Origin of the sequence: Aliidiomarina taiwanensis (assembly GCF_003987015.1) — a bacterium.
GTDB classification, from domain to species: domain Bacteria; phylum Pseudomonadota; class Gammaproteobacteria; order Enterobacterales; family Alteromonadaceae; genus Aliidiomarina; species Aliidiomarina taiwanensis.
In genome coordinates this window covers 125,309-146,603 of the sequence record NZ_PIPQ01000003.1, presented here as the reverse complement: position 1 = coordinate 146,603, position 21,295 = coordinate 125,309, and the positions used below count along the sequence as shown (strand labels likewise).

At 50.4% G+C, this 21,295-nt stretch carries 18 protein-coding genes and 8 tRNA genes; 14 read left to right on the top strand and 12 right to left on the bottom strand.

Annotated features, from left to right (window positions below; genetic code table 11):
- Nucleotides 1–9 precede the first annotated feature (9 nt).
- From CWE15_RS07370 to rsxA, 6 genes are read right to left on the bottom strand one after another with little or no spacing between them, the layout of a single operon-like run.
- Entirely contained in the window at nucleotides 10–720 is a 711-nt protein-coding gene (locus tag CWE15_RS07370) for an electron transport complex subunit E (RefSeq protein WP_126757435.1), read from the bottom strand.
- Entirely contained in the window at nucleotides 713–1,375 is a 663-nt protein-coding gene (gene rsxG, locus CWE15_RS07365; protein ID WP_198674991.1) for an electron transport complex subunit RsxG, read from the bottom strand. Before rsxG ends, CWE15_RS07370 begins: the two co-directional genes overlap by 8 nt.
- Nucleotides 1,372–2,448 (bottom strand): electron transport complex subunit RsxD, encoded by a 1,077-nt coding sequence (gene rsxD, locus CWE15_RS07360; protein WP_126757434.1) that lies wholly within the window; start codon nucleotides 2,446–2,448, stop codon nucleotides 1,372–1,374. Before rsxD ends, rsxG begins: the two co-directional genes overlap by 4 nt.
- Complete coding sequence (gene rsxC, locus CWE15_RS07355) at nucleotides 2,445–4,274, bottom strand: electron transport complex subunit RsxC (RefSeq protein ID WP_126757433.1); 1,830 nt, start codon at nucleotides 4,272–4,274, stop codon at nucleotides 2,445–2,447. Before rsxC ends, rsxD begins: the two co-directional genes overlap by 4 nt.
- On the bottom strand, nucleotides 4,271–4,873 hold the full coding sequence (gene rsxB / locus CWE15_RS07350) for an electron transport complex subunit RsxB (protein ID WP_126757432.1): 603 nt from the start codon (nucleotides 4,871–4,873) through the stop codon (nucleotides 4,271–4,273). The genes rsxC and rsxB overlap by 4 nt, the downstream gene beginning before the upstream one ends.
- Nucleotides 4,873–5,451, bottom strand: coding sequence for an electron transport complex subunit RsxA (rsxA, locus tag CWE15_RS07345; RefSeq protein WP_126757431.1), 579 nt, complete (start codon nucleotides 5,449–5,451; stop codon nucleotides 4,873–4,875). The genes rsxB and rsxA overlap by 1 nt, the downstream gene beginning before the upstream one ends.
- Before the next feature lie 206 nt (nucleotides 5,452–5,657).
- Between rsxA and CWE15_RS07340 the strand changes: the two genes are divergently transcribed.
- Entirely contained in the window at nucleotides 5,658–6,179 is a 522-nt protein-coding gene (locus CWE15_RS07340; RefSeq protein WP_157980732.1) for a phosphatase PAP2 family protein, read from the top strand.
- Between the two features lie 92 nt (nucleotides 6,180–6,271).
- On the opposite strand, the gene CWE15_RS07335 is transcribed toward CWE15_RS07340, so the two are convergent.
- From CWE15_RS07335 to CWE15_RS07325, 3 genes are all read right to left on the bottom strand, one after another.
- Nucleotides 6,272–6,348 (bottom strand) — tRNA-Asn (locus CWE15_RS07335).
- A gap of 54 nt (nucleotides 6,349–6,402) precedes the next feature.
- A tRNA-Asn gene (locus CWE15_RS07330) sits at nucleotides 6,403–6,479 on the bottom strand.
- A gap of 751 nt (nucleotides 6,480–7,230) precedes the next feature.
- Complete coding sequence (locus CWE15_RS07325; RefSeq protein WP_126757429.1) at nucleotides 7,231–8,415, bottom strand: pyridoxal phosphate-dependent aminotransferase; 1,185 nt, start codon at nucleotides 8,413–8,415, stop codon at nucleotides 7,231–7,233.
- A gap of 180 nt (nucleotides 8,416–8,595) precedes the next feature.
- Between CWE15_RS07325 and CWE15_RS07320 the strand changes: the two genes are divergently transcribed.
- From CWE15_RS07320 to CWE15_RS07270, 11 genes are all read left to right on the top strand, one after another.
- Complete coding sequence (locus CWE15_RS07320; RefSeq protein ID WP_126757428.1) at nucleotides 8,596–9,984, top strand: MATE family efflux transporter; 1,389 nt, start codon at nucleotides 8,596–8,598, stop codon at nucleotides 9,982–9,984.
- The gene (uvrB, locus tag CWE15_RS07315) at nucleotides 9,977–12,037 is read left to right on the top strand and encodes an excinuclease ABC subunit UvrB (protein WP_420807752.1); all 2,061 of its coding nucleotides are present in this window, start codon (nucleotides 9,977–9,979) and stop codon (nucleotides 12,035–12,037) included. Before CWE15_RS07320 ends, uvrB begins: the two co-directional genes overlap by 8 nt.
- Nucleotides 12,038–12,178: 141 nt before the next feature.
- Nucleotides 12,179–12,254: transfer RNA gene (locus CWE15_RS07310), tRNA-Val, on the top strand.
- 24 nt (nucleotides 12,255–12,278) lie between these two features.
- Nucleotides 12,279–12,354: transfer RNA gene (locus CWE15_RS07305), tRNA-Val, on the top strand.
- Nucleotides 12,355–12,468: 114 nt separating this feature from the next.
- Entirely contained in the window at nucleotides 12,469–13,893 is a 1,425-nt protein-coding gene (gene gltX / locus CWE15_RS07300) for a glutamate--tRNA ligase (protein WP_126757427.1), read from the top strand.
- Complete coding sequence (can, locus tag CWE15_RS07295) at nucleotides 13,893–14,522, top strand: carbonate dehydratase (RefSeq protein WP_126757426.1); 630 nt, start codon at nucleotides 13,893–13,895, stop codon at nucleotides 14,520–14,522. Before gltX ends, can begins: the two co-directional genes overlap by 1 nt.
- Before the next feature lie 152 nt (nucleotides 14,523–14,674).
- Nucleotides 14,675–14,750, top strand: a tRNA-Ala gene (locus CWE15_RS07290).
- A gap of 34 nt (nucleotides 14,751–14,784) precedes the next feature.
- Nucleotides 14,785–14,859: transfer RNA gene (locus CWE15_RS07285), tRNA-Glu, on the top strand.
- Nucleotides 14,860–14,897: 38 nt separating this feature from the next.
- Nucleotides 14,898–14,972, top strand: a tRNA-Glu gene (locus tag CWE15_RS07280).
- A gap of 42 nt (nucleotides 14,973–15,014) precedes the next feature.
- Nucleotides 15,015–15,090, top strand: a tRNA-Glu gene (locus CWE15_RS07275).
- 142 nt (nucleotides 15,091–15,232) lie between these two features.
- A complete protein-coding gene (locus tag CWE15_RS07270) occupies nucleotides 15,233–16,009 on the top strand; it encodes an SDR family NAD(P)-dependent oxidoreductase (RefSeq protein WP_157980731.1) in 777 nt (258 codons plus the stop codon).
- On the opposite strand, the gene CWE15_RS07265 is transcribed toward CWE15_RS07270, so the two are convergent.
- Together CWE15_RS07265 and CWE15_RS07260 are read right to left on the bottom strand one after the other, a co-directional pair.
- On the bottom strand, nucleotides 15,893–16,438 hold the full coding sequence (locus CWE15_RS07265) for a 2-amino-4-hydroxy-6-hydroxymethyldihydropteridine diphosphokinase (RefSeq protein ID WP_126757424.1): 546 nt from the start codon (nucleotides 16,436–16,438) through the stop codon (nucleotides 15,893–15,895). The two genes, CWE15_RS07270 and CWE15_RS07265, sit on opposite strands and share 117 nt — an antisense overlap.
- Nucleotides 16,438–17,070: an arylesterase gene (locus CWE15_RS07260; RefSeq protein ID WP_126757423.1), complete on the bottom strand. Its 633-nt coding sequence runs from the start codon at nucleotides 17,068–17,070 to the stop codon at nucleotides 16,438–16,440. The genes CWE15_RS07265 and CWE15_RS07260 overlap by 1 nt, the downstream gene beginning before the upstream one ends.
- On the opposite strand from CWE15_RS07260, the gene CWE15_RS07255 reads away from it, so the two are divergent.
- Together CWE15_RS07255 and CWE15_RS07250 are read left to right on the top strand one after the other, a co-directional pair.
- Nucleotides 17,071–17,754: an ABC transporter ATP-binding protein gene (locus CWE15_RS07255; protein WP_126757422.1), complete on the top strand. Its 684-nt coding sequence runs from the start codon at nucleotides 17,071–17,073 to the stop codon at nucleotides 17,752–17,754.
- Nucleotides 17,744–20,254 carry an ABC transporter permease gene (locus tag CWE15_RS07250; RefSeq protein WP_126757421.1) on the top strand — a complete coding sequence of 837 codons (2,511 nt, stop codon included), beginning with the start codon at nucleotides 17,744–17,746 and terminating at the stop codon, nucleotides 20,252–20,254. Before CWE15_RS07255 ends, CWE15_RS07250 begins: the two co-directional genes overlap by 11 nt.
- On the opposite strand, the gene CWE15_RS07245 is transcribed toward CWE15_RS07250, so the two are convergent.
- Complete coding sequence (locus tag CWE15_RS07245; protein ID WP_126757420.1) at nucleotides 20,251–21,147, bottom strand: TIGR01777 family oxidoreductase; 897 nt, start codon at nucleotides 21,145–21,147, stop codon at nucleotides 20,251–20,253. The two genes, CWE15_RS07250 and CWE15_RS07245, sit on opposite strands and share 4 nt — an antisense overlap.
- Nucleotides 21,148–21,295 lie beyond the last annotated feature (148 nt).

Here is a 21,295-nt window from a genome sequence, read left to right as displayed (position 1 = left end):
ATAGTGCCTTTACTGAGAGGTGACACGCGCACGTTGTGCTTTTTCAACCGGTGCTTGTGCAGCTTTTTCATTGCGCTGACGGTCGATAACGTTTTTCACAGCAATCATAATACCCATACCAATAAATGCACCGGGCGGAAGTACCGCAAGCAGGAGTGGGTAGTCAAACTGAATAAGTTCAATGCGCAGGCCTGCTGCCCACGAGCCGAGTAGTAAGTCGGCTCCATCGAACAGCGTTCCTTGACCAATAATTTCTCGTAATGCACCAAGTAAGACTAACACCAGCGCAAAACCTGCCCCCATGGTGAGTCCGTCAAAGGCGGCTTTATGCCAAGGGTTTTTCGACGCATAGGCTTCGGCTCGGCCAATAATGGCGCAGTTGGTGACAATTAAAGGAATAAAAATACCTAAGGCGGTAAATAGCCCATAGGTGAAGGCGTGCATCATGAGCTCTACAAAGGTCACAAAGGTGGCAATAACAATCACAAAGACGGGGATGCGCACCTCGTTAGGGACCCAGTTTCGCACCAAGGACACGGTAACGTTTGAGCCCACTAGCACCAGCAAGGTGGCGAGGCCTAGGCCTAACGCATTGGTGACTGTGCCGGTCACCGCCAACAAGGGACACAGCCCGAGCAGTTGAACTAAGGCCGGGTTGTTCTCCCATAAACCATTCCGGGCCAGGGTTTTGAGTTCATTGGACAGTTCTTGATCACTCATGGGCTGGCTCCTCTTGCAGTGGGCTATTGCTTTGACAGGTTACGGGTAAAGCAAATAACGCTGCCTGCTGCTGGTTAGCCCAAACCACAGTACGTTGAATGGCATTGATAACGGCACGCGGGGTAATGGTAGCGCCACTAAACTGGTCGAAAGCGCCGCCGTCGCGACGTACTTCCCAGCGAGGGTCTGTGGCGCTTTGTACCTGTTCATTGGCAAAACTCTCTATCCAGTCGCTGCGTCGGACGTCGATTTTGTCGCCTAAACCCGGTGTTTCGCGGTGCTCGAGTACTCGTGCACCGAGCACGGTGCCGCTGTTCGCTATGGCGACCAGCAGGTGAATGTCGCCACTGTAACCGTCCGGCGCTGTGGTGCGAATGGCCAAGGCGACGGGCTGACCATGTAAGCGGGCTCGATATATGGGTTGTTGCGACTGGCTACCGAGTGCTTCGGGAGCGTGTACCTGGGTGCAGTCGGCGTATAAGTCGTTGTTATAACTGGCGTCGGGTATGAGCTCATGCAGGGTGCGCATAAGTTCGTTGCGCTGTTGGGCGGCAATTCGGTCGGCAGTGAGGTGCTGGGTAAACATCAGCAGCCCGGTTGCTACCAACGCAAAAACAGCGAGGATAAGTCCATTGCGGCGCATTGATGTCATCATGGGCGAGGTTCTCCATGGCCGTAAGTTTGTGGTCGTGTGTATTGGTCAATAACAGGTACACACAAATTCCCAAGCAGCACGGCAAAGGCCACAGCGTCGGGGTAACCACCCCAGGTCCGAATAATATAAATCAGCAGGCCTATTAAGGCTGCATATACCAGCTTGCCTTTGTTGGAAGTGGCAGCAGAAACAGGGTCGGTGGCGATAAAGAAAGCCGCCAACATGGTGCCCCCACTGAGCAAGTGAATATTGAAACCAGGCAGTAAATCGGGCGAGGCTAAGGCACCTAGAATGGCACAGAGACCAAGGCTGGAAAGCAAAGCCACGGGGATATGCCAGGTAATAATACGCTGAACTAATAAGGTGAGCCCGCCTGCGAGAAAGGCTAAGTTGACCCATTGCCAACCGGCCCCTGCAAACCAAGAAAAAATGGCCGACTGCATGCTTTCAGCCAAGGTAAAGCCTCGGCTTACTTCGGTTTTTATATGGTCTAAGGGCGTGGCCATGGCCATGGCGTCTAGGCCTGACTCGGACCAAACCAAGCGAACCTGCTCAAGGCTGTAGCCTTCAGCTGTATAAGTGGTGAAGAACAGCCAGAGGCTGTCAAAGAGCCCTGGGGCTTGGTAGCCAGCAACGGCTGGTGGCATCCACGCTGTCATTTGCACCGGGAAAGAAACCAGCAACATGACGTAGGCGGCCATGGCAGGATTGAAAATATTCTGACCAATACCACCAAACATATGTTTCACCACTAAAATGGCGAACAGGGTACCAATGAGAATGACCCACCAAGGAGCAAGGGGCGGTATGCTGACCGCTAATAAAGCGGCGGTAACCACGGCGGAGTAGTCATGCAATGCGGGCTTTATGGGCCGGTGACGTAAAAAGAGGGCGCCCGCTTCAGCGAATAAAGCAACACAGATAGCCAACACAAGTTGAAATAAAACACCCCAGCCGAAGAAGTACAGTTGGGCAAGCACGCCCGGCACCATGGCCAGTAAAACCCAGCGCATAATGTCGTGGGTGGTACGTCGCACGTGGTGGTGGGGAGATGACGCAATATAAAAACTCATGATTCGTCCTTTTCCTTTGACGCATCGGATGCTTTAGCAGCCGTTTCCGCTTGCTGCTGAGCGCGCTTAGCTTTGGCACGGGCGACCGCTGCGGCCACTTTGGCTTTTTGCGGGTCTTCGCTGTCGCTACTTGCTTCCGCCTGCTGCTGGGCGCGCTTAGCTTTGGCACGGGCGACCGCTGCGGCCACTTTGGCTTTTTGCGGGTCTTCGCTGTCGCTACTGGCTTCCGCCTGCTGCTGGGCGCGCTTGGCTTTGGCACGAGCGACCGCAGCTTTGATCGGATCTGTCTCATCATCACAGGCAGGAGCACCCGTAGCGGTTGCTTGCTGTTCTGCTAGCTTTTCACGCTCAGCTAACGCTTTAGCTCGGGCCTCTGCTGCCTTTTTATGGCGTTCAAGGCGCTCTTGCTTCTCGCGCTCTAAGCGTTCCTGGCGAGCCTCGAAGCGTTGACGCGCTACTTCCGACTTTTGCTGTTCAATCTTTTCTTCGCGAATTTCTGCTTTTGCTTTGCGGTAGTAATGTACCAGTGGAATTTCGCTTGGACACACGTAGGCACAAGCACCACATTCGATACAGTCGGACAAGTGGTGCTGATTCAGTCCTTCATGGTCCTGTGCTTTGGCCATCCATAGTAGTTGCTGTGGTAATAACTTAGCAGGGCACACTTGTTCACAGGCTCCACAACGAATGCAAGGGCTCTCGTTTTGTGCCGCCGGTAATTCTTTGTTGGTGGGTGCTAAAATACAGTTACTGGTTTTAATAATGGGCGTGCGTGGGTCGGCAATCGTGTATCCCATCATGGGGCCACCAACAATAATACGCTGAGGGGTGTCCGGTTGTAATTCTGCGCATTCAAGCAGGTGCTGAATAGGCGTACCGAGTAAAACCCATGCGGTACCAGGCTGTTGGAACGACTCGCCGGTCAGTGTAACTACACGTCGGGTAAAGGGCTCACCCTGGTCTATGGCTTCTGCCACGGCAAAGGCGGTACCCACGTTCTGCATGAGAATACCAATGTCGGCGGGGTAACCGCGGGCAGGAACCTGTTTGCCCGTTAAAATTTCAATCAGCTGTTTTTCGCCCCCGGAAGGATACAAGGTAGGAATAACCTGTAATTGGATAGGAGCGTGCGAAATAGCAATGGCCTGCTCCATGGCGGCAATGGCTTCTGGCTTATTGTCTTCAATAGCAATAACAGCCTTTGGCGCCTGGTTTTCTTCCGTTAAAATATACTGTAGTAGCTGCACACCACGCACTATGTCCTTGGCATGCTCGCGCATAAGTCGGTCGTCCGACACAATATAAGGCTCGCATTCAACGCCGTTAATAATAATGAGGTTGATAGCCCGAGCCTGACTCAGCTTTTGCGCAGTTGGGAAGCCTGCGCCACCTAAACCTGCTACTCCCATGTCGTGCAGATGTTGAATAAGTTCAAGTCCGCTTAAGGAGAAGGGGTCTGCAACTGGCTGCAAAGAAGCAGACGTGTGCTGACCATCGGGAATAAGGGTCAGCACGGGCTCTGGCAGTTGTGACGGGTGGTTGCTTGGATGCTCGACCACCTCGCCAATGATGCCCGAAGTGGGGGCGTGGACGGGTAAGCCGCCATAGACCCCCGGCTCTGTTAAGGCTTGGCCCCGTAAAACCTGTTGGCCAGGCTGAACGCAAACGTCGCCAGACACACCTATGTGCTGTCGCAAAGGGATATACAAAGCTTTTGGTAGCGGCAGCGTGCGAATAGCCGTGGTATTGGCAATGGTTTTGCGTTCTGGTGGGTGCACGCCACCATGGAATCGCCAAAGTTTCACAGGCGAATGAGGCTGACTCATGACGACTCCTGTTTATTCTTTAGAGTAATCGGTTGTGCTTGACTAACGTCGATGGTTTGCACCGGAATGCGCTCTAAGTCCCATTGCCAGCGACTCGTGTTAGGCTCAATCGGGAGCATGTCGATACAGTCTACAGGGCATGGGTCAACACAGAGGTCACAACCGGTACATTCGTCGGCAATAACAGTATGCATTTGCCGAGTGGCACCAATAATGGCGTCCACTGGGCAGGCCTGAATACATTTAGTGCAGCCAATGCATTCGTCTTCACGAATATAGGCCACGGTTTTCACTTCTTCGACCCCATGGGCGGCGTCGAGCGGTTTAGGGTCGCGACCTGTCATGTCGGCTATTTTTTGAATGGTCGCTTCGCCCCCGGGCGGGCATTTATTAATTTCTTCGCCATTGGCAATAGCTTCTGCATAGGGCCGGCAGCCCGGGTACCCACATTGACCACACTGGGTTTGAGGCAGAACCTCATTGAGCTGGTCCACCAAGGGGTCGCCTTCTACTTTAAAGCGCACGGCTGCGAAGCCAAGGATGACACCAAACAACAGGGCCAGCCCAGCCAGGGTTAAAAGTCCAATGAGCCACACCATTAGCTTGCCAATCCTGTAAAGCCCATAAACGCCAGCGACATTAAGCCGGCGGTGATCATGCCGATGGCGGCCCCACGGAATGCCACAGGCACGTCTGCAGCGGCTATACGTTCACGAATTGCAGAAAAAAGAATAAGCACCATGGAAAAGCCTAAAGCTGCACCAAACCCGTAAAAAATGGACTCGACAAAGTGATGTTGTTTGGTGATGTTCAATAAAGCGACCCCAAGCACAGCACAGTTGGTGGTGATAAGAGGCAGGAATATACCCAGCAAACGATACAAAGTAGGACTTACTTTATGCACCACCATTTCAGTAAATTGCACCACCACGGCAATGACCAAAATGAAACTTAGGGTGCGCAGTGCCATAAGCTCGAGGGGGATTAAAATATATTGGTTCACCAAGTAACTACATACAGAAGCCAAGGTCAGCACGAAGGTGGTTGCGGCCGACATGCCAATGGCTGTTTCTAACTTGCCCGAAACTCCCATAAAGGGGCAAAGCCCGAGGAACTGCACAAGCACGAAGTTATTTACCAATACTGTCGCTATAAGAAGAAGCAAGATTTCAGTCATGGAACTCTGTCATTCGCGTGTTAGGAGGCATTAGACCTCAGAAAGTGAATACTGCTATTATCCTTTTTTAAGCAAGGTTTAACAACCAGCACTTGGCTGCTTTTATAGCAGGGTGTGTAATAATATATGCACCCACAGTTAGATTTAGTTACTATTCGGCCTTTGAAGGTTAGGAGCAGGCGAATAGGCCAGTGCAAGGAGCTCACTTGATTCAGTTATTTCACCGTTTGCGTGCGCTCGATGAAGCCGTATTTTACTGGCTGTTTGTGAAAACAGCGGGGCTGCGCAAGACACGCCTAGTTTTTTGGTTCTCGCGCAGCGGCGATGGGCCTTATTACGCCTTGTTTGCTTTACTAGCGGTCATTGCAACGGTGGAAGGTAGTTGGTTGTTTGTGCAGCGCCTCTTGATTGCCTTCGCTGTGGAAATACCTTTGTTTATTGGCTTGAAGCACGTATTGAAACGGGCACGTCCTGACCGACCAGCGTTTCAGGCGGCCATTACTCCAGCTGATGAATTTAGCTTTCCCTCTGGCCATTCCACGGCCGCATTTCTTTTTGCCATTCTAGTGGTTACTAGCTTTCCTATTTGGTCGAGTGCCGTTTACTTATGGGCTGTGTTAGTTGCTATGTCGCGCATTGTGCTTGGGGTTCATTACCCAAGTGATGTGATTGCTGGTGCGATTTTAGGAACGGGTATTGGCATGCTGTTTATTGGATTGATCCAATAACGCACACACGCATTCGCTTCGTGCTGAATAAACGCAGGGGCTAAATAAAATAGGGTACGAGGGAAAGGTGCCACGAACGGGCTGAAGTATGATGGCTCCCCAGGTTGGAGTCGAACCAACGACACATGGATTAACAGTCCACCGCTCTAACCAACTGAGCTACTGGGGAATTGCTGGAAGCTTATCATACAACCTTCATGTTGAAGGTTTATTTTGTTAGCGATGGCTCCCCAGGTTGGAGTCGAACCAACGACACATGGATTAACAGTCCACCGCTCTAACCAACTGAGCTACTGGGGAATCGCTTAACGGGGCAGAATGTTAATGGGAGTCGTGAGCGGTGTCAACCATAGAAAAGAATAATTTCATAAAAAAAGGTTTGATCGAGGGAAAAACATACAATTATGCGTATTTGGCGTATTTTTGAGCGCAAAGCCCTTAATTTTACAATTTCCACGTAAATTGCTTGCTGTAGCTCGATTTTCCATCAAACCGCAAAATTTACCGATCGCTGCTTGAATGGGGCACAAAGGCACGACCTGTACGGGCTAGAGGATCTTATCCACTGTTTCTGTGGATAACTTTGTGGTTAAGTCTGTGGAAGTGTAGTAACTATGTGGGTTATAGCTGATTTTTTTATTTGAGCACTTTCTGGCATGGTTTTTATTTTCTTTTAATATCAATGATTTAGCTTTGGTGCTGGAAGCGAGCAAAGACTAGCCTTTTGTTATAAAAATATTACAGTGAAAACTGCCTGTTTGTGTATTATCAAGTCAAAACGGTGGAAAAGTATGCGGCAAGGTGTGGTGTGATACGAAGTTTTAAGGGATTGAAAAAATAAAATGGAATATGTAGGTGGCCGCTAAATATGCCTTTAAAATGCACAAACAAGAATGAATGAAAATGCAGATAGAGACACAAAATACCGCGTTTTCTTTCTTATTACCTGCCTTGCAGCGTGCAGAGAGCTGCTTTTCTGTAGCAAAGGCCTGCTTTGAGATAATTAGGTACTTTCAGCCAGCAGCTAAAAGTACCTAATAGGAGGGAGAGCTTACTTGGCTGCAAAGGCCGCGATACGGCGCACAGCGTCGTCAAGTACTTCTTGTGCTGCTGCGAAAGACAAACGAAAGTGGCCAGGAGCACCAAAGGCAGTACCTGGAACTAAGGCAACCTTTTGCTCTTGTAACAGCAACTCACAGAGTTCAACGTCGGTAGAAACCCCTTTTGCTGCCATAAGACCTTCAATATTTGGGAAACTATAGAAAGTACCGTCGGCTGGGATAGCTTTTATTCCTTCGATGGCATTCAAGCCTTCTACCAAGCGCTCGTGGCGTGCTTTAAACTCAGTGACCATTTCCCCGATAAAGCTCTGGTCACCTTCGAGCGCGGCTAAAGCGGCGTGTTGGGCGATAGAGCATGGGTTGGAAGTACTTTGTGATTGAATTTTTTTCATAGCGGCAATAATAGGTGCTGGACCTGCTGCATAACCAATGCGCCAACCTGTCATTGCATAGGCCTTAGATACACCAGAAAGAACCACAATGCGATCCATCAAGTCAGGTGCGACCATGGCGATGTTATGAAAGGACTCGTCGCTCCAAAGTACATGCTCGTACATATCGTCGGTGGCGACCAGCACCTGTGGGTGTTGGCGCAATACCTCTGCGAGGCCACGCAGTTCTTCGGCTGTGTAAGCCATACCGGTTGGGTTTGAAGGACTGTTTAAAAAGAGCATGCGGGTTTTTGGGGTAATAGCCGCGGCTAATTGCTCGGGGGTGATTTTATAAGCCTGTTCAATGCCTGCTTCGACAATAACAGGGACACCACCCAGTAAAATGGTCATGTCGGGGTAAGACACCCAAAACGGAGCAGGGATAATGACTTCGTCGCCGTCATTAATCCATGCGCTAAGTAAATTAAAAATAGAGTGCTTTCCGCCTGCAGACACCAGAATTTGATCCATGCCGTAGTCAAGCTGGTTGTCGCGTTTAAACTTGTTGATCACGGCTTGCTTTAGCTCTGGAATGCCGTCGACCGCCGTGTAACGGGTATGGCCTTGGTCAATGGCTACTTTTGCCGCTTCACAGATAAATTTCGGAGTAGGGAAGTCGGGCTCACCGACACCAAGACCAATAACATTATGCCCTTCTGCTTTTAACTCGGCCGATTTTTGACTGACGGCAAGGGTAGGCGAAGGCTGAATAGCATTAACGCGTTGAGAAAGTTTGTATTCCACAAAGGTACCTAACTAAGTCGTTGATGGTTGGACAGGCTATAAACCCAATAAAAATGCATGACAGACTATAGGGTTGTAGGCGAAGAATGTCTAGTCAGATCGCCCGATCCATTGGTATTTAACAGGCATTTTCAGTACCATGACAGGCTCGATTTTGCGCGATTTATTCAAGGAGTTCGCATGCCTCCAGCCCCAGCGCCTCGCACGTTGCTGACAGGGCCCGTTGGCCCCACACTTTGGTCCATGACATGGCCTGTGGTGTTTGGTGTCGCCACCCTTATTAGCTTTAATTTTATAGACACGCTTTTTATTAGCTTTTTAGGCACCGAAGAGCTTGCGGCAGTGGGCTTTACCTTCCCTGTGAGCTTTACTGTTATTAGCCTAACCATAGGTTTAGGCATAGGCACCTCGGCAGTGGTGGCCCGTAAACTCGGAAGTGATGATACAGAAGGGGCCCGGCAAGCGGGTAGTAGTGCTATTTATTTGTCGGCTTTGTTAGTGGGTTGCCTGGCGTTTCTTTTGTTTTTGCTTACCGAACCAATTTTCCAAACCCTTGGAGCTACAGCTGAGCTGATGGGGCATATTAAAGACTATATGTACATTTGGTACGCAGGTGCTATTTTGCTGGTAGTGCCTATGGTAGGGAATAGTGTGTTAAGAGCGTCGGGAGACACGAAAACACCGTCCTTGATTATGGGGCTAGGGGGCTTGTCGAATGCTATTTTAGACCCGCTGCTTATTTTTGGCTTAGGCCCATTCCCAGCACTGGGGTTAAAAGGCGCCGCTTATGCCAGTGTGATCTCCTGGGCACTGGGCTTCGTACTTATTATTTATTGGTTGGTGTGGCGACGCAAAGTGATTGATGGTCGGCCACCCGCTTTGCCTTTATTTGTTCGCTCTTGTAAACGTTTGCTGGCGATAGGTCTACCGGCCGCAGGAGCGAATATGTTAACTCCCTTTGCTATGGCTGTATTAACGGCCATTGTAGCAACCCATGGAGCACCTGCGGTGGCCGCTTTTGGTGTGGGAGTGCGCTTGGAGTCGTTGGCTTCGGTGATTATATTGGCACTGTCGATGAGCCTGCCGCCTTTTATTTCGCAAAACTTTGGTGCAGGCAATATGTTACGAGTGCGCACTGCGTACCGCACGGCGTTAATGTTTTGCTTAGGGTTTCAGTTGCTGGTGTATGCCTTATTGGTGCTACTGAGCGGCGGGATTCAGGCGGCTTTTGCACGGGACGCGGCCGTGGCCGAGGTGCTGGCTTTATTTATTTGGATCATGCCACTAGGTTACGGGCTGCAAGGTTGGATTATTTTAACCAACTCTTCACTAAATGCCTTGCATAAACCGATGCAGGCGCTTTCGTTAAGTGTGGTACGGTTATTTGTTACCTTTATTCCTTTGTCGATCGTGGGGAATGCGGTTGCCGGCTTGATGGGGTTATTTATTGGTGGTGTGGTCGCCAATGTGTTCACAGCTGTGGTGGCCTACCGCTGGTTTATGCGTGTCACCCAGGGGCAAGCGCAACAGCAAAATGAATTAAAACAACAGGTGGATAGCAGTGAGTGACAAACAACGGGTTGAGCAGCTGGTAAACGAGAAGGCTCGTCCTTTTGAACTAGTGTCTGAATATCAGCCAGCGGGTGATCAGCCAGCGGCGATTGAGGCGCTAGTTGACAACATTGATGCGGGACTCGCCAGTCAAATTTTGCTTGGGGTAACAGGTTCAGGAAAAACCTTTACCATGGCCAACGTGATAGCCCAAACAGGGCGACCCACCTTAATACTTGCCCACAATAAAACCTTAGCTGCGCAGCTGTATGGTGAAATGAAGGAGTTCTTTCCGAACAATGCGGTGGAATACTTTGTTTCCTATTACGACTATTACCAGCCCGAAGCCTATGTGGCCACCACAGACACCTTTATAGAAAAAGATGCAGCGATAAACGAGCATATTGAGCAAATGCGTCTTTCGGCTACCAAAGCCTTAATGGAACGCCGAGATGTTGTACTGATTGCGTCGGTTTCAGCGATATATGGTTTAGGTGACCCAGATTCATATATGAAAATGATGCTGCATTTACGTCGCGGTGCCATTATCGATCAGCGCGATATGCTGCGGAATTTAGCGACCTTACAGTACAAACGAAATGACGAGGCCTTTGCTCGCGGTACGTATCGTGTGCGAGGTGAAATTATAGATATCTTCCCGGCTGAGTCGGAAGACTTAGCGGTACGGGTGGAGTTATTCGACGATGAAATAGAATGTATTTCTATTTTCGAACCCTTAACGGGGCAAATTGTTCAGCGCGATATTGCCCGTTATACCGTGTATCCGAAAACTCACTATGTCACCCCACGAGAAAAAATTGTGGACGCGGTTGAGCATATAAAGGCCGAGCTAAAAGAGCGCCGGGAACAGTTTATGAGTGGTAATAAGCTGATTGAAGAACAGCGGATTCGCGAGCGCACCCAATTTGATATAGAAATGATGTTGGAGCTAGGGTATTGCTCGGGAATTGAAAACTACTCGCGCTACTTGTCGGGCCGAGCACCGGGCGAGCCACCTCCGACTTTAATGGATTACCTGCCGGATGACGCTTTGCTCATTATTGACGAGTCCCATGTGACTGTGTCGCAGGTGGGGGCCATGTATAAAGGGGACCGTTCCCGCAAAGAAAACCTGGTGAACTATGGGTTCCGCTTGCCTTCGGCGCTTGACAACAGGCCCTTAAAGTTTGAAGAGTTTGAAGCCATTTCACCGCAAACAATTTATGTGTCGGCCACGCCTGGTAAGTATGAATTAGAACGTTGCGGTGACGAAATAATAGAACAAGTGGTGCGGCCAACGGGCTTGATTGACCCGGAAATAGAAATTCGCCCTGTGGCAACCCAAGTCGATGACGTGATGTCGGAAATACGGTTGCGTGCGGAGCAGAATGAGCGGGTATTAATTACCACCTTAACCAAACGCATGGCAGAAGACTTAGCCGACTATTTAGATGAGCACGGCATTAAAGTTCGTTATTTGCATTCGGACATAGACACAGTTGAACGGATGGAGATTATTCGTGACCTGCGTTTAGGTGAGTTTGATGTGTTGATAGGTATTAACCTTTTGCGAGAAGGTTTGGACATGCCTGAGGTTTCTTTGGTGGCCATTTTTGATGCGGACAAAGAAGGCTTTTTGCGCTCCGAAAACTCACTGATTCAAACCATAGGCCGTGCTGCTCGAAATCTAAATGGTAAGGCTATTTTATATGGCGACCGAATAACCCGTTCGATGCAAAAGGCCATTGATGAAACCAATCGCCGCCGGGAAAAACAAATTGCGCATAACGAAGAGCATGGCATTACCCCGAAGGGCTTGAATAAGCGGGTGACAGATGTGATGGACATGGGCGGTGACCCGAACCGTCGTCGCCGCCGTGAGCGGGAGCAAGAAGCCCGTAAGTTGGTGACCATGCGCACCTTTAAAACGGAAAAGGAATTGTTGGCGAAAATTGCAGAGCAAGAAGCGGCTATGTATAAAGCAGCAAAAGACCTGGAGTTTGAAAAGGCTGCGGCCATGCGCGACGAAATTCACGAGCTGCGAGAGGCCCTTAAAACCTACGGCACGTAGAAACTGACTAGATTGTCGCCGCAATGTTCTTTTTTTCAGCAAACGAACCAAAACATGCGAAAAAGAGCAGATGAACAGTTGACAGTTTCTATAACGCCCCTATAATAGCGCTCGTTGTTCAGGGAATGGATAACACAGGATGGATGGTTAGCTCAGTTGGTAGAGCACCGCCCTTACAAGGCGGGGGTCACTGGTTCAAGCCCAGTACCATCCACCAATTTTACATGGTGGTACACATTTCGGATGGTTAGCTCAGTTGGTAGAGCACCGCCCTTACAAGGCGGGGGTCACTGGTTCAAGCCCAGTACCATCCACCAAATAAAGAAGGGGTCAGAGCAAAATTAGTTGCGCTGACCCCTTTTTTTTTCTGCTATAATCCCGGCTAACTTTTTCTTTCATAGACACTTAATTGTTTAGCAGGAATATATCCCATGTCTGTAGTTTCTCGTTTTGCTCCTAGTCCTACTGGTTATTTACACGTTGGTGGCGCCCGTACTGCGCTGTATGCATGGCTGGTCGCCCGCGCTGCGGGTGGTAAGTTTGTGCTACGTATTGAAGACACGGACCGAGAGCGTTCAACCCAAGCGGCCATCGATGCTATTTTTGCCGGTATGAAGTGGCTCGGCCTAGACTGGGATGAAGAGCCTGTCTACCAAACCCAGCGTTTTGATCGCTACGGCGTTTTTATTAACCAGTTGCTGGAAGAAAACAAAGCTTATAAATGTTACTGCTCGGCTGAGCGTTTAGACGCAATGCGTGAAGCACAAATGGCGGCGGGCGAAAAAGCCCGTTACGACGGCACATGCCGTGACCTAACACCAGAGCAGCGAGAAGAAAAAGAAGGGCAACCTTTTGTTATTCGTTTCCGTAACCCGCAAGAAGGGACTGTGGTATTCGACGACCATGTGCGCGGCCGCATTGAAATTGCGAATAGTGAATTAGACGACCTGATTATTGCGCGGACCGACGGCACGCCTACATATAACTTTTGTGTGGTGATTGATGACTGGGATATGGGCATTACCCATGTGGTGCGTGGTGAAGACCATATTAATAACACGCCCCGCCAGATAAATATTTTGCGTGCACTCAACGCGCCTTTACCTGAATACGCACACGTGGCCATGATTTTAGGCGATGATGGGAAGAAACTGTCGAAGCGTCATGGTGCTGTGAGTGTGACAGAGTACCGCGACAATGGTTACTTGCCAGAAGCCGTGTTGAACTACCTAGTACGCTTAGGCTGGTCTCATGGTGACCAAGAAGTATTTAGTCGTGAAGAAATGATTCAGCTGTTTAAGCTGAGCGACATTAATAAAGCAGCGTCTGCCTTTAATACAGAAAAATTGAACTGGCTAAACCAGCACTACATGAAAACCCTTCCAGGTGAACAGGTTGCAGCAGAGTTAGGATGGCATTTTGAGCAATTAGGTGTGGCGACGGAGGACGGACCTGCACTGGTCGATGTTGTTAAACTACAGGCAGAGCGGGTAAAAACCCTGAAAGAAATGGCGGAGATCAGCCGTTACTTCTATACGCCAGTGACTGAATTTGATGCAGCAGCAGCGAAAAAGCACTTACGCCCTGTGGCCAAAGAAGTACTGCTCGACATTCAGCAGCGCTTAGCAACTATCAGTGACTGGTCGGCCGAATCGATTCAACAAGCCATACAAGCCACCTGTGAAGCACTGGCTGTGGGTATGGGGAAGGTCGGTATGCCACTGCGGGTTGCAGTGACAGGTGGTGGCAACTCGCCAGCGCTCGACGCCACCTTAGCCTTAATCCCTCAAGAGACTGTTGTTGCACGGATTGGACTTGCACTTGACTTCATACAAGCAAGAGAGGACCAAAGCTAATGCCATTGATTAAGGATTTGCTCGCCAATAATGTGCAATGGGCAAAAAGCATCAAAGACGAAGACCCCACGTTTTTTGAACGCTTAGCGAAGCAGCAAAACCCTGAATACTTATGGATAGGGTGCGCGGATAGCCGCGTACCAGCAAATGAAATAGTCGGCATGGACCCAGGTGAGCTTTTTGTTCACCGTAATGTAGCCAATCAGGTTATACAAACAGACTTTAACTGTCTTGCTGTGGTGGAATATGCGGTCACGCAACTGAAAGTGAAACATATTTTGATTGTCGGTCACTACGGTTGTGGTGGCGTTGCGGCTGCCATGGAGTCTAAACGTCACGGTTTAGTTGACCACTGGTTGCACCCAATTAAAGATATTTATCGCACGCACAAGCAAGCACTGGATGAATTACCAGCGCCTCAGCAGCTCGACCGTATGTGCGAATTGAATGTGATTGAGCAGGTACATAACTTATCGCAAAATCAAATTATTCAAGGCGCCTGGGCAAAAGGACAGCAGTTAGCCATTCATGGCTGGGTGTATAGTTTGAAAAACGGGATTGCACGTGATTTAGATGTGACTATTCGCAGTCTTGAAGATGTGGATCCTATTTATCAGTATGGTGAGTAAACTGCTAAAAATGACGAATAAATACACGGTTCGCTATAAAAATAGCCAAACAAACATTTATTCATAAAAAAGAGTTGACAGCGAGGGCTGCTGTTTCTAGAATGCGCCTCGCTGTCAGGGCAGTTTGCCTGACAAACAAAACGACACGTTTTGGGGCTATAGCTCAGCTGGGAGAGCGCTTGCATGGCATGCAAGAGGTCAGCGGTTCGATCCCGCTTAGCTCCACCAATAACGTTTCGGTTTGACAATGTGAATATGTTGCGTCCCCTTCGTCTAGTGGTTAGGACACCGCCCTTTCACGGCGGTAACAGGGGTTCGAATCCCCTAGGGGACGCCATTTCACATAAAGCACAATGTAAGTTAAGTAAGTACCGCGTCCCCTTCGTCTAGTGGTTAGGACACCGCCCTTTCACGGCGGTAACAGGGGTTCGAATCCCCTAGGGGACGCCATCTTACTAACACACACTTACAGAAGGTTTCAGCAAGTACTGCGTCCCCTTCGTCTAGTGGCCTAGGACACCGCCCTTTCACGGCGGTAACAGGGGTTCGAACCCCCTAGGGGACGCCACTTCTGCTGACGACACCTCAAACTAAATCACTCCTTTTCGTTCAAAATAAGACTGCCTCGTGCAGGATTTTCGCATTTCCTTTATTCCCTCATGTTTTCTCAGGTACACTCAAGTGAGTGGTTCATTGATAAAGAGGAAAGCATGGCGGAGCAAACACACGTACATGAACAGGGCCGTCCAGTGGCCGTGGTGACAGGCGCCGGACGTCGCTTAGGTTTGTTCATGACACAGTCGTTATTAAGCCAGGGGTGGCACGTGGTGGCCGTAACCCGCAGCATTGAGCCAAACCCTACAACAGAGGGCGAAAGCTTGACCTCGCTCGATTCAGAGCATTTAGACATTGTTTGTTGTGACTTGCTGTGTGAGCAAGCCGTGGAAGGGCTCGGCCATATGCTGTTAAACCGTTATGGTGGGCTCGACTTTCTTTTGCATAACGCTTCTATTTTCGAAAAAGACACCGCCTATGCTGCCTGTGCGACGGAACAAATGGCCTTTTATGATGACCTGTACCGCATTCATATGAAGGCACCGGCCCGACTGAACCAACTATTAGCACCAGCCCTTGCGCAAAGCCAACGACCCACGGGAAATATTATTCATATCACGGATATTTATGTGAATAACCCAAACCCGGCGTTTGCCTTGTATTGCTCTACCAAAGCGGGCGCTGAGAACCTGATGGTGAGTTTCGCTAAATTACTGGCGCCAAGGGTGCGCGTGAACGCCATTCAGCCAGGGCCAGTTAAGTTCCTGCCGAGTCATACCCAAGCAGAAAAAAAGCAGGTGCTGTCAGAAACCCTGTTAGCTACTGAAGGCGGCTTCGAAGCGTTGGAGCAGGGTATTTATAGTATCCTCAACAATGAATACATGACCGCTGCTGTAGTGCGTGTGGACGGTGGCCGCGCTGTGGCCGGATAAGGTTTTCGAGCCCACACGTAAGCCCACACAAGGGGCTTTAGAAGTGTTTTCTTGTAAAGCCTGCACGCTCGCTAAACAGTAGGGCTCGGTGCTGGCGTGGAACGGCGCCAAACTGAGCTGAGTGGAATGGGCCATAATGTCGATATCTAAGGGCCTGTCTTTGTGGGCTCGCTCTGGGTCGCTTCTGTCGCGCCCGGCTTTTTCTTCTAGGCGATTAAAGTATTGTTTTAAGGGTTGCCAGTCGAGACCACTTTGCAGAATAACCAAGGTATTTAAAAATGCATGGGGGCTGTCCATGTTGCAGGGCTCGGTTTGTACGACGGGCAATACCAGTAAGGGGCCAAACTCTTGACTGAGGGTACGCAGGGTTTGCCCCAAGTGCCGCTCTGGTTCCACATTACTGCCTAAACTTAAATAGTACCAAGCCATTAATTCACCTCTTGTAGCAATAGCTGACGTAGTTGCGGCTCTAGGATATCTGCTATGGGCACTTGCGCTGCTGTATTGGGATGAATGCCGTCAGCCTGCATATAGTCTGGCTGAAGGGCAATGTCGCGCATAAAGAAAGGAATGAGCACCACGTTTGGGTGTTGTTCCGCTAACTGCGGAAAGCTTTGTCGGAACATGCGGGTATAGCGCGGGCCCATACTCGGTGGGATGTGGATTTCGCTCAGTGCTACCTTAATGTTCGCGCTTTCGAGGAGCTGAATCATCTGGCTTAAGTTGGCTTGCATGGTGCGAAGGCTAAAGCCGCGTAACCCGTCGTTACCGCCCAGCTCGATAAACACCCAGTCCGGTTGGTGTCGTTCAATCAGTTGAGGTAAACGGCGAAGAGCCCCTGCTGTGGTTTCACCGCTTATACTGGCATTGATAAGTTGTAAGTTGGGGTGGTTTTGCTGCCAACGCCGCTGTACTTCTTGCGGCCAGCTGTCGGCAGCGGCTATACCGTACCCTGCACTTAAACTGTCACCGAGAATCAGCAGTGATACATTTGCAGCCGCAGGCCGTATAAAGCAAAGTAAGGCAATAAAAAGTACAAACTGAAAGGAATTTTTTTTCATATGGCAGTTATTCAAGCTCACTCGATTCATCGTTACGTGGATACCCCAGAAGGGCGTTTAACTATATTAGACGATATTAACCTTACCATTGATGCGGGCGAAACGCTCGCGATTGTGGGAGCGTCTGGCTCGGGGAAGTCTACGTTGTTGGCCTTGTTGGCAGGGCTGGACTTGCCCAATAGGGGGCATGTCAGCATAGACGGAGTGAACCTGTCGCACTTGTCGGAAGAACAGCGTGCTGTCCTCCGGGGTGAGCAGGTGGGTTTTGTGTTTCAGTCTTTTTTGTTGGTGCATAGTTTAACGGCCCTTGAAAATGTCATGCTCCCTGCGGAGCTTGCGGGTGCTGAGGCAGCGGAAGCGCAAGCCAAAGAGCTATTAACCCAAGTGGGTTTAGCTGATCGCATCCACCATTATCCGAACCAATTGTCGGGTGGCGAGCAACAGCGAGTGGCCATTGCCCGGGCTTTTATTGGCCGGCCCCAGTTGCTATTTGCTGATGAGCCGACAGGGAATTTAGATAGGGCCACAGGAAAAAAAATTGAGCAATTGCTGTTTGACTTAAACCGAGCCTATGGCACTAGCCTCATCATTGTGACCCACGACCAACAACTTGCGGCTCAGTGTGGGCGTACGGTCAATATTGACCACGGGCGGGTACAGGAGTTAGCCAAGTATGAGGCGTGAATTCCGGATTTCATGGCGCTTGCTTCGGCACGAAATGCGTCGTGGGGAACTGACCATTATGGCATTGGCCGTGGCCTTAGCCGTGGCGGCTGTGCTGTCACTGTCGTTGTTTAGTGAACGTTTACAACAGGGCCTGGTGGCACAAAGCAGTGCCTTTATGGCGGCAGATCGCGTGTTACAAAGTAGTCGGCCCTTGCCCGAACAATGGTTTATGCAAGCAACAGAAGCGGGCCTTGAATATACCGAGCGAGTGAGTTTTAGCTCCATGATCTTTGGCCAGGATCAGCTTGCCTTGGCGCAAGTAAAGGCGGTGGGGCAAGGGTATCCGCTGCGGGGCCAACTGCTGGTCGCTACGGAGGCATTTGCCCCTGGCGAGGCCACACAGAGTTTGCCTGCAAGCGGAGAGGCTTGGGTGCATTCGGGCTTAATGGGGCAGTTGAATGTGACGCTGGGCGATACAGTGGAAGTGGGAGATAAACGCTTCACCATTACGCAGGTATTAATAAAAGAGCCCGATGCGAGCTTAAACCTGTTTAATGACCAGCCCACGGTACTGATTCCATTAGCAGACCTAGCCGCAACAAACTTAATTCAGCCGGGCAGCCGGGTTCAATACCATGGCTTATTCGCAGGGGCCTTGACTCAATTAAGCGCCTTTGAAAACTGGTTGCTGCCCCAACTGGACCCATTAACGCAAGACTGGCGCAGTGTCGAAGGGGGCGACTCGCCTTTAGCCGCTGCGATGCAGCGAGCCAATCGCTTCATGTTACTGGCGAGTTTGTTAGGGGTGGTCTTAGCCGCTACCGCCGTTGCTGTGGCGGCCCAGCGCTATACCCAGCGTAACTATGACGCGGTAGCTATTATGAAAGCCTTGGGCGGGCGTAAGCGCGTGGTGGGTGGAATTTTTATTGCGCATTTAGCCCTACTTAGTCTGTTTAGCATTGGTCTCGGGTTGTTGTTGGGCTATCTGTTGCAAACGGTGGTGGTCTTTTTTGTCAGCCAGCAATTGGGTTATGTCTTGCCTGCGGCTAGCTGGGGACCATGGTGGCTGGCGTTAGCAACGGGCTTACTGACGGCCATTCTATTTAGTTTGTATCCGCTGATACGGCTACTGCAAATACCACCGCTGCGGGTACTGCGCCGGGAGCTTGAAGGCGGCCGCTGGGGTGTTTGGCTGCATGGTCTGTTTTGCGGCTTAAGCGTGTACCTGCTGATGTTGCTCTATAGTGGCAATTGGCTGCTGTCGGCGGCGCTGTTTGCCGGTGGCATAGTAGCCGCTGTGGTGTTGTTATTGGTGGGGCGCTTGTTTATCCGACTTAGTCGCACCTTGGGTATGCAGGCGGGCAGTAGCTGGCGTTTAGCCATGGCGAATATGCAACGCCGTGGCCGCCAAAATAGCTTGCAAATGATCAGTTTTGCCACGGCGATTATGTTGTTTTTGCTGGTGCTTGCATTACGCAACGAACTGCTGGCCGACTGGCAAAAACAGTTACCTGAAAATGCGCCCAATTACTTTGTGGTGAATGTGAAAGGAGAGCAAATAGAGCCTTTGCACGGGGTATTTGCTGAGAACAATATTGAGGCGACGGACTTTTATCCAATAACGCCTGGGCGACTATTGGCGGTGAATGGCGAACTTGTAGCCGACGCGGTGCCAGCGTCGGAGCAAGGTGAAAAAGCTCCTCAGCGGCAAGGCTTCGGGCGCGAATTGCAGCTAACCTGGCGGGCTCAGCTGCCGCCGGAGAATACCTTAGTGGCCGGCAGCTGGTGGCCTGAAGAAGCGGACTATCAAGGGGTGTCTGTGGAATCCAGTGTGGCCGAGCGTATGCAGATTGCATTAGGGGATATACTGACTTTCCGCATTGGCGCAGACGATATTCAAGTACCGGTGCGCAGTATTCGAGACGTGAACTGGAATAGCATGCAGCCGAATTTCTACATGATTTTTAGCCCTGCGGCCTTTGCTCAGGTACCCGTAACCTATATCGGCAGCTTTTATTTGCCGGAGTCGCGTCAACCTGAACTGTATAACTTGTTTACTAGCTTCCCGCAGATCTCCCTGATTGATATAGCCGGGGTCATGGAGCAAGTGCGCACTGTGATTGGGCATGTGTCCTTAGCCATTACCTTTGTGATGGTGCTGGTTATTTTGGCAGGGGCTCTGGTGCTCGTTGCGCAGGTGCAAGCGTCTTTGGATGAGCGACAGCAAGAGCTGGTTATTTTACGCACCTTAGGGGCGAAGCAGCGGTTGTTGAGTCAAGCGGTTTGGTATGAGTTTTTGGTGCTGGGAGCGCTGGCCGGTTTTATTGCTGCCCTGGCCATGGAGCTGAGCGTGTTTGTGCTGCAAAGCCAGGTGTTTCAAATGCCCGCTAGTGTGCACCCACGCTTTTGGCTGCTAGGACCCCTAGTAGGCGCTTGTTTAGTTGCAAGCTTAGGCTGGTTGAGCATAGGCCGCCTGATGCAGCAGCGCACGGCGGACTTAATTCGGCTGATTAGCTAACCCTGCAAAGTATGGCGCAGGGCAGGAACTAAGTTGGGGTATTCAAACTCAAAGCCATGGTCTTGCAGGCGTTTTGGAATGGCGGCTTGACCGGTTAACACCAAGTCGGCCATTTCACCCAGCAAGCCACGCATAACAAAAGCGGGCACTTTAAAAAAGCAAGGGCGGTTAAGCGTACGAGCCAGAGTTTGGCTGAACTCACGATTGCTCACCGGGTGAGGAGCGGTGGCGTTAAATGCCCCTTGGCAGGCTTCCTCTTGCAATAAAAAATGCAGGGCTCGTACCATGTCGTCAAGATGAATCCACGACATCATTTGCTGACCAGAGCCAATAGGGCCGCCTAAACCAAGCTTAAAAGGCGTGGCCATTTTGGCTAAGGCGCCGCCTTTGGGCGCTAACACAATGCCAGTACGGACAATGCACAAACGGGTTTTATCCGCCGCTGCTTGCGCTGTGTCTTCCCAGACCTTACATAGAGTATGGCTGTATTCGGGGTGCGGTGTGGCGCTTTCTTCGGTAATCGGCTGCTGGCCTTGACGGCCGTAGTAGCCCACAGCAGAGCCGGAAATAAATACTTGAGGTGGTGCGTTCGAGTCTTGTATGAGCTGAATAAGTTGCTCGGTTAAAGCCCAGCGACTTTGTTCTAATTTGACTTTACGAGCTGCACTCCAGCGCTTGTCAGCAATGGGTTCGCCAGCGAGATTGATTACTGCGTCAAAGGCGTTTAGGTCTTTTAGTGCGTCGAGGCGTGTAATGGTTTTCACTTTGGGCCCGAGAATACACTTGGCTTGCTCTGGCTGGCGCGTGAGCACAGTGTAGTGATAGTCCTGACCAATGCCTTTGATAAAAGCCGAACCAATGAGGCCCGTGCCCCCCGTAAACAAGATGTTCATACCCACTCCTTAACATAGGTGCATACTAAGTCTATGAACTCTGTGGGGTGCTGGCAAGTTGAAAGCGAACGAGGCCAAAATGTTATAAGATTGTGTTCTGGTTTCTTATTCTTTGCTTTATACTGCTAAACCCATTGAAAACTAGGAA